This window comes from Pseudomonas sp. 32_A (genome assembly GCF_017490905.1).
In the GTDB taxonomy this organism is placed as follows: Bacteria; Pseudomonadota; Gammaproteobacteria; order Pseudomonadales; family Pseudomonadaceae; genus Aquipseudomonas; species Aquipseudomonas inefficax.
The window spans coordinates 1-474 of the sequence record NZ_JAFGYI010000273.1 but is presented as its reverse complement, the minus strand read 5'-3'; the positions used below and the strand labels follow the sequence as shown (position 1 = coordinate 474).

Annotated in this window: 1 protein-coding gene; it reads left to right on the top strand. The window is 67.7% G+C overall.

What is annotated here, in order from left to right; all coding sequences use genetic code 11:
- Positions 1 to 72: 72 nt before the first annotated feature.
- Positions 73 to 474 (top strand): PaaI family thioesterase (locus tag J5M58_RS26645; protein WP_207880361.1); only part of this gene is annotated, 402 nt, incomplete at its 3' end.

Here is a 474-nt window from a genome sequence, read left to right as displayed (position 1 = left end):
CGGTGGTCACCCAGTGGCGCGCGCCGTGCGGCGCGCCGAACGACATCCGGAACATCTGACGAGGAACACGGCATGCAAGAGAACCTGGACGCGGACTACTTCAACCGGTTCGGCGCCGACTATCTGCCGGGCCTGCTCGGCGTCGTCGTCAAGCAGGTCGAGAAAAACCACGTGCTCGCCGAGCTGACGATCCGCCAGGCCGTGCTCGCGCACGGCATTCTGCATGCGGGCACGATCGTGAGCCTCGCCGATACCGCGTGCGGCTACGGATGCCTCGCGAGCCTGCCGGAGGGCGCGTCCAGTTTCAGCACGCTCGAGCTGAAGAGCAAGTTCACGGGCACCGCACGCGACGGCGTGATCGTCTGCGACGCGCGCGCGATCCACAGCGGCCGCACGACGCAGGTCTGGGACGCGACCGTCCGGCATCGCGAGACGGACAAGCTGCTCGCGACGTTCCGCTGCACGCAGATGATC